This is a genomic window from Hyphomonas pacifica (assembly GCF_000682675.1).
GTDB lineage: Bacteria > Pseudomonadota > Alphaproteobacteria > Caulobacterales > Hyphomonadaceae > Hyphomonas > Hyphomonas pacifica.
In genome coordinates this window covers 1-944 of the sequence record NZ_AWFA01000077.1, presented here as the reverse complement: position 1 = coordinate 944, position 944 = coordinate 1, and the positions used below count along the sequence as shown (strand labels likewise).

The following is a 944-nucleotide window of genomic DNA, read 5'->3' as shown; positions in this document are numbered from 1 at the left end:
TGTTCCAGAGCGCGAAGGGCACGAGCACGAACCCGGCCAGCGTTGTCAACTTGAATTCCAGAATGGTGATGAAGAGCTGCACCGCCAGCACGAAGAAGGCGACCATGATGATCGCCCAGGCGATGAACATCACCGCGATCATGATGAAGTTATGGAAGAAAGAGATTGGCCCCAGCATGTCGCTGATCTCGGCGAGCAGCGGGCTTGCCGCATCAAAGCCGACCCCGGCGATAAAGCCCGGTCGTAGCAGATCGGCCGCCGTCATTGTCCCGCCGCCCGCGGTGACGCCAAGTTCGGCGAAGCTGTCAAAGACGATATTGGCGAGCAGGGAAAAATTGCCGATCACGAAGGCGAAGAAGCCGACATAGAGCACTTTCTTGATCAGCCCGGCGATGACATCCGTGTTCTGTGAGAGCGCCCAGAACAGGCCCGCCAGCGTGATGTCGATGGCGATCAAAGTTGTTGTCAGATAAGCGACATCTCCCGCCAGCAGGCCGAAGCCGCTGTCAATGTAAGCGATAAAGGTCGCAAGGAAGGTGTCGATGACGTCCATCAGTCGCTGCCGCCGCTCAGAAAGGATTTGGTGCGGGCGCGGCCGCGTTCCGCTTCGGCGAGCTGGCGGGCGCGTTCGAGCGCTTCGGCCCGGTAGTGCGAGGCCATCATGGATTCGATCTGCATAAGCTGCTCAGTCTGCAGCGCTTCAATCTGATTGCCGGCCTGCAGGGCCTGGAGATTGCCGACCGCGGACTGGCTGTCGCCGATCAGCCGGTCGAGACTTTCAGAATCCGCACGGGCGGATGAAACGACCTGCGCTGTGACAAGCAGGCTTTCACGATAGGCCGTCCGGGACTGGCGCCACCTCGTGCGCGCCTCTTCAACAAGGACGCGATGCTCCGGCGGCGTGTCGCCATAATCTTCCGGGTAGATCACTTCATAGTCGCGTT

2 protein-coding genes are annotated in these 944 nt (G+C 60.1%); both read right to left on the bottom strand.

Annotated features, from left to right (window positions below):
• A partial coding sequence (locus HY2_RS15320) for a type IV secretion system protein (RefSeq protein WP_034829195.1) occupies positions 1-553 on the bottom strand: 553 nt, incomplete at its 3' end.
• Positions 553-944, bottom strand: a 392-nt coding sequence (locus tag HY2_RS17525) for a TrbJ/VirB5 family protein (RefSeq protein WP_034829193.1), incomplete at its 5' end; no start/stop codon positions are given. The genes HY2_RS15320 and HY2_RS17525, both read right to left, overlap by 1 nt.